Source organism: Fulvivirga lutimaris (assembly GCF_009711525.1).
Taxonomy (GTDB): Bacteria; Bacteroidota; Bacteroidia; order Cytophagales; family Cyclobacteriaceae; genus Fulvivirga; species Fulvivirga lutimaris.
The window spans coordinates 1-6,465 of record NZ_SMLV01000226.1; the positions used below are offsets into that span (position 1 = coordinate 1).

4 protein-coding genes are annotated in these 6,465 nt (G+C 39.9%); all 4 read left to right on the forward strand.

Annotation, left to right across the window (positions count from 1 at the left end):
• On the forward strand, positions 1 to 1,346 hold a 1,346-nt coding region (locus tag E1140_RS02555; RefSeq protein WP_155178718.1), incomplete at its 5' end, for an amidohydrolase family protein.
• The gene (locus E1140_RS02560; RefSeq protein WP_155178720.1) at positions 1,339 to 2,727 is read left to right on the forward strand and encodes an amidohydrolase family protein; all 1,389 of its coding nucleotides are present in this window, start codon (positions 1,339 to 1,341) and stop codon (positions 2,725 to 2,727) included. The genes E1140_RS02555 and E1140_RS02560, both read left to right, overlap by 8 nt.
• 119 nt (positions 2,728 to 2,846) lie before the next feature.
• Positions 2,847 to 4,232, forward strand: coding sequence for a M61 family metallopeptidase (locus E1140_RS02565; protein WP_155178722.1), 1,386 nt, complete (start codon positions 2,847 to 2,849; stop codon positions 4,230 to 4,232).
• A gap of 89 nt (positions 4,233 to 4,321) precedes the next feature.
• Positions 4,322 to 6,136: a DUF885 domain-containing protein gene (locus E1140_RS02570; RefSeq protein ID WP_155178724.1), complete on the forward strand. Its 1,815-nt coding sequence runs from the start codon at positions 4,322 to 4,324 to the stop codon at positions 6,134 to 6,136.
• Positions 6,137 to 6,465: the final 329 nt, after the last annotated feature.

Here is a 6,465-nt window from a genome sequence, read left to right on the forward strand (position 1 = left end):
AAAATAAGCCAACAGATGTTACTGTATTAAAAAATGCTACCATCTATAATGGAAAAGGTGAGGTAATAAAAAACGGAATTATTATCATCCAAGGTAGCTCAATAGTAGAGATTGGTGATAAAACGGTAGATATTCCAAATGGAGCTGAAATAATGGATCTTACCGGGCAATTTGTAACACCCGGACTGATAGACTCCCATATTCATTTTTCTCAGACTGGATTTTTTGATGCAAGACCAAACATTATAGATTTAAGAGACTATTACAATTTTGACGAACTTCAAGATGATTTAAAAAACAATCCTCAATCTTATTATAATGCCTATTTACGTTCTGGAGTTACGGGCGTTTATGACGTGGGAGGGTTTTTATGGAGCATTACACGACAAGAAGAGGCCGAAAACAATGACAATGCACCTCATGTAGCTGCATCAGGACCATTACTTTCTGGTGTTGATCAAACCCGACTTGATTATTTCAATACTTCAGATGAGAAACAAATGGTGTATTTGTCTTCGCCAGAAATGGGAAGGGAGACCGTACAACAATATAGTAACCTAGGTTCTACAGGGATTAAAATTTGGGGTGTCATGCTCAAGGACTCCTCTTTTATGAAAAGCCTACAAGCTGTTGCTGATGAAACCCATAAGCAAAAGAATAAACTCATTGTTCATGCCACAAGTTTAGATCAGGCAAAAGAAGCGTTACGACTTGGTGCTAAAATTCTGGTGCATAGTGTGGAAGATCAAGAGGTGGATGAAGAGTTTATACAGCTTGCTCTAAAGAATGATGTTATCTACCTACCAACAATAACTGTTACTCGAGGTTATTTAGAAGCATTTAAATCTTTAAAGGAAAAACGAACTTTTGATGATGCTCATAATGCAATGGATGCTCGTGCAAAAACATTTTTAGAAACAAGCACTGACTATTTAGATAAGCTGCCAAAAGATTTTGACCTTGAGGAGCGCATAAGCTTATTCGAGGATTTCTGTATTAGATTGGAACCTATAATGATGCACAACTTGAAAAAAGTGCATGAATCAGGAATAAGGGTAGCCGTGGCTACGGACGCAGGTAATCCGGGCACTTTTCATGGCGTATCCATTTACGATGAAATGGAAATTATGCAAAAAGCAGGAATTGAACCTAAAGATATCATTGTAATGGCTACACAAAATGGTGCCATGGCCATGGATAGAGCTGATGATTTTGGAACCTTGGAAAAAGGAAAGTTCGCTAACCTTATCATTCTGGAAAAGGATCCCGCAATTGATATTACCAACTTTCGTTCAATAACCCATGTCATGAAAACTGGAGTACTGAAACCGATTAACAATGAATAAACTGCCTGTCTACTGTTTCATTTTGATTTTTATGATTGCCTGTCAACCCAAGGCCAAAGAAAAATTTGATTTACTCATTATCAATGCTTCGGTTATTGACATAGCGGGTGGTAAAATTTTACCTGGGAAGTTGATAGGTATCAACAAAGACACTATTCAATTGGTAGCCAATATGGCATCGGCTGATAGTTATGCGTCTGACCAAATTATCGATGTCAAAGAAAAGTTTGTTATGCCCGGCTTGTGGGACAATCATGTCCATTTTAGAGGCGGTGATTCTTTGATCAACGAAAATAAAAATCTGTTACCGCTATTTATAGCCCATGGTGTGACCACTGTCAGGGATATGGGAGGTGATATTTCACCAAGCGTACTGCAATGGAGAAATAAAATAAGGGAGGGGCAATTGGAAGGACCCAACATTTTCACCTCAGGGCCAAAGCTTGATGGTGCTGATCCGTTTTGGGCAGGATCAATTTCGATCGGCAAGTTAGAAGATATAAAACCGGCCCTGGATTCACTGGAAGACCTAAAAGTGGACTTTGTGAAAATCTATGCCAGTTCACTATCACCTGACCTGTATTACCGTATTGTAGAAGCGTGCGAAAAACGTGGACTAAAGGTAACAGGACATATACCATTGTCTGCAGATCATTTTGATGCTATTGAATTTGGCCTCGATGGTATTGAACATCTTTTTCCTTTACTAAGCCTGGCTTCTCCTATTGGGGATAGCTTAAGGCAACTCAACCTAGGTTTTGGTATGTTTCCACAGGTTCTTGAAACCTATGATGAAGATTTCGCAAGAGCTGCTATTACAAAACTGGCATCAAAGGATTTCTATGTCACTCCAACTTTATATGTATCGCAGGTGATCATGCAATTGGCAGATATGGATCCTACTGTGGATAGCCTTTTACCGTTGATAGGACCCGGAATTCAATTGACTTATGAAAGAAGGATAAAGCAAGCGCAAAACCGTAGTGCTGAAGGAAAGCAATTGATGCTTGATATGGATATTCGTGAACGAAGCCTGGTGTTGCCAATGTTTCAAGCGGGTATAACTATTCTGGCTGGATCAGATTGTGGCCCATCCAATGCGTATGTTTATCCGGGGGCCGCTTTACACAACGAATTGGCGTTGCTGGTTGAGACGGGACTCACTCCTCAGGAGGCTTTATCAACGTCCGTCATAAGCGGCCCAAAGTTCTTTGGGCTTGACGAATATTATGGTGGTATTGAAGTCGGAAAGGTGGCTCATTTAATCATGCTCACCGAAAATCCTCTTGAGAATATCGAAAATGTCAGAAGTATAGATTTGGTCTTGAAAGGAGCAAATATTTACGATCGAAGTAAACTTAGGACATTGAAAACTCAATAAATGCCAGAGACTTTTATGGTACGCCATAGAAATGGGTGGTTTGCTGCGTATTTGTTCTTGTTTTGGCGTATTATGCGCAATAAAGTGCAGATAAATTGTCATTCAATAACCTTATCAACATGAGAAGAATCATCTTTTTATTTTCGTTTATCATATCTATCACAAGTCTAAACGCACAGCAAAAGATTAGCTATTTGCTCAACAAGCAAGCAGATTTAAATAAAATAACCATTCAAATCACATTTGATGCGCTATCGGCTAGCGATGCCAATTTAGTGATTCCAAGAAGTGCACCGGGAACCTATATTCTGACAAACTACATAGCCTTTGTTGATGATGTTGTTGGTTATACCACTACCGGTAAGCAGTTACCAGGGATGATAGGGGACGGAAGCTTCTTTACGTTTGGAGACAGTAATGATCCTCTGAATAAGGTGAGTTATACGGTCGATATAGAAAAAATGGAAATTGATTTATTGGATGCCTCCACCAGTTCCAAAGCCAGAGAAGACTATCTGGGACTTTTTGGCTATTCCGTGTTTGGGTTTATTGAAGGAATGGAAGCAGAGGCCGTTAATCTTACGATCAATACCGACCCTTCATGGCCTATTTTCAGTACGTTAAGACCTGATACCGATCGGAAATTCGGAACGGATAGTTTTGAGGCTGAAAACTATGCAACACTGGTTGATGCTCAGTATCTTTTAGGTACTGGCGTTCAGGTGACTCGTGTTGAAGAAGCTCCAATTCCTTTATATGTAGCGGCCTATGCTGCTACAAGCGATTATTTGGAGGGTATCGGTAATACAAGTTTATTGTCGCTGCAGAAACTTGCTGATTATTTTGGATACATTCCCATGCCTCATTACACCGTAGTTTATGAGTTCCTGAAACCAATTTCTGACAGACATGACTACGGTTTTAATATGGAACATCTCAATAGCATGACAGCACACCGGGACATTACGCAGGAATATATGCCCAATAAAGATTTAGGTAATATCATACATCATATCGGGCACTCATGGGTGCCGTTAAGATCATGGGGGGAAGGATACCGCCCATTTGCTTGGCAAGTGGCCCCACTTGAAGAAACGATCTGGTTAAATGAAGGATTTACATGGTATGTTACTTTCTATCAAATCCTTGAGAATGAAGGAATATTAAACTGGTGGAAGTCCAACATGGACAATGCTCCGGATTTTATTAAAACCAAAACCTTAAGGGAATTATCGCTTCTGGGTTCAACCCAATATGCCTCTGATTTTAGAATAGGGAAAAACCTTTTTTCAAGGGGGGCTTTAATGACGTATGATTTAGATGAGTATATTCAAAAGCAGACCAATGGAAAGAAATCCTTTAAGGATGCCATTCTTGGTTTGCTTAATTGGACAAAAGAGAATCAAAGAGCATTTAAATACAATGAGATTGAGCCCATAATGTCTAAGGCAACGGGCGTGGATTTAAGTCCGGTATGGAATAAATGGCAAAATGCCCCGGAATAGCTAAAACCTAATATGATATTTTGTATAAATAATGGCCAATGTGTTTATTGCCATAACTAGTAGCCCGATTAACACCAATTAATAAAAACATGAAACAGCGTTTATTTTTAATCACCCTACTTTTCTTTGCTTTCGGATGTAAGGAAGAATCTTCGAAAGAGCCTACTTCAGCAGCAATATCCATTGATTCGATTTTTAACGATTATTATCAATTCAAGAATCGTATAAACCCTATAGAAGCTACAAAAGCAGGTGATTATCAATACAATGATTTTATAGCCAATTATATATCAGATGACTATCAAAATGACTTAAAAGAGAATTACTCGCACTTTTTGAATCTGTTAAATGCAATTTATCCTAATGAACTATCTGAAGCGGACCAGTTGAGTATGAAGGTGATGCAGTGGGACTGTGAGGTGAAGTTAGAAGGTTTAAACAATGAGATTGTAACTATGGCCTCGCCAATTTACAATTTACCAAGTTTTGAACTGATGCCGTTGCTTCAAATTCAGTCGTTGCATTTATATGTGGCGCAGCTGGCAGCAGGAGGGAGCGTTCAGCCGTTTGCTACTGTTGATGATTATGATAATTGGTTGAAACGGTTAGATGACTACCTCATCTTTTTAGATACTTCCATGGCCATGATGCGAGAAGGTATGTCTAAGGACATTGTCCTTCCCAAGGCCATTACTCAAAAAATGATACCTCAGCTGGACGAGTTTATTTCAAATTCAGTGAATGACCACTTGTTCTTCAAACCGGTCATAATCATGCCTGAAACCATCAATGAAGCAGAAAGCCAGCGAATAGCTGATGATTATAGTAAGATGATCACTGATCAACTAAAACCTCAATACACTGTGTTAAAGCAGTTTTTGGTGGACGAATACCTGCCTGCCTGTAGAGAAACATCAGGCATAGGCGCATTGCCACATGGGCCAGAGACCTATAATTACCTTATAAAGCTGCATACCACCACAAACATGACTGCTGATGAAATTCACGAGCTGGGAAAAAGCGAAGTAGCCCGTATTTTGGTTGAAATGAATAAGGTGAAAGATGAAATGGGCTTTGAAGGCGATATCAAGGCATTTTTTGAGTTTGTTCGTAACAGCCCTGAGCAAATGCCTTTTACTGATCCACAACAGGTAATTGATAATTTTAATGACATCAAGGCAAGAATAGAGCTGACCTTAAACCAGGTTTTTGACCTTAAGCCTAAGGCGGATTTTGTGGTGAGAAGAACTGAAGCCTTTAGAGAAGCTTCGGCAAGTGCTGAGTATACACCAGGTACTAAAGATGCCTCGCGACCAGGCATTTTTTATGTGCCCATTCCTGATGTAACAAAGTATAATAAATATGCTGACGAAGCACTATTTCTTCATGAGGCCATTCCCGGGCACCATTATCAATTGTCGTTGCAACAGGAAAACACCGCATTGCCAGAATTTTTGCATCCGGAAAGTTTGGGCGTTTTTGTGGAGGGCTGGGCTTTGTATGCCGAATCTTTAGGGTCTGAGCTAGGACTTTACGAAGACCCGATACAATATTTTGGAATGTTGAGTATGGAAATGCATCGTGCTATCCGGTTGGTGGTAGATACTGGCATACACAGCAAAGGCTGGACGCGCGAGCAGGCTATCCAATACTCCTTAGATAACGAGGCGGAATCTGAAGCATCAGTAATTTCTGAGATAGAGCGCTATATGGCTACGCCCGGACAGGCTTTATCCTATAAAATTGGCCAGTTAAAAATCAGAGAACTGAGGACTAAGGCCGAAACTAAACTAGGGGATAAGTTTAGTGTTAAGGAGTTTCACAATCAGGTGCTCAACTCTGGAAGCTTGCCTTTAGTGTTGTTAGAATCAAAAATTGATAACTGGATTAATACTCAAATGTAGATTAATCTTAGGTTTCTTACAGACCAGCCCCACTAAATGGCCTGGAACACCCACCTAACCTCCCTTAGCTAAATGTCCCCTTGAGGGGACTACAGGGGTGTAATCTTGCGCAACACAAATAACTGTCTCTTTAACCCACCAAACAATTGCCCCTGCCTTGCCGTCAGGCAGGCTTGAGGGGATTATAGGGGTGTACCTTGATCCGCAATAAATGTCCCCTTGAGGGGACGACAGGGGTGTATTTACACAAAACTTCAACAGTTAACTTCTATTAGATATAATTATTCTTATAAAATTCATTAGATTGCTATGAGTAATAAAATATAACA

Bases quoted from the DNA above. Each gene is read 5' to 3' on its own strand.
- E1140_RS02560 (WP_155178720.1), top strand. From the start codon at position 1,339: ATGAATAAACTGCCTGTCTACTGTTTCATTTTGATTTTTATGATTGCC.
- E1140_RS02565 (WP_155178722.1), top strand. From the start codon at position 2,847: ATGAGAAGAATCATCTTTTTATTTTCGTTTATCATATCTATCACAAGT.
- E1140_RS02570 (WP_155178724.1), top strand. From the start codon at position 4,322: ATGAAACAGCGTTTATTTTTAATCACCCTACTTTTCTTTGCTTTCGGA.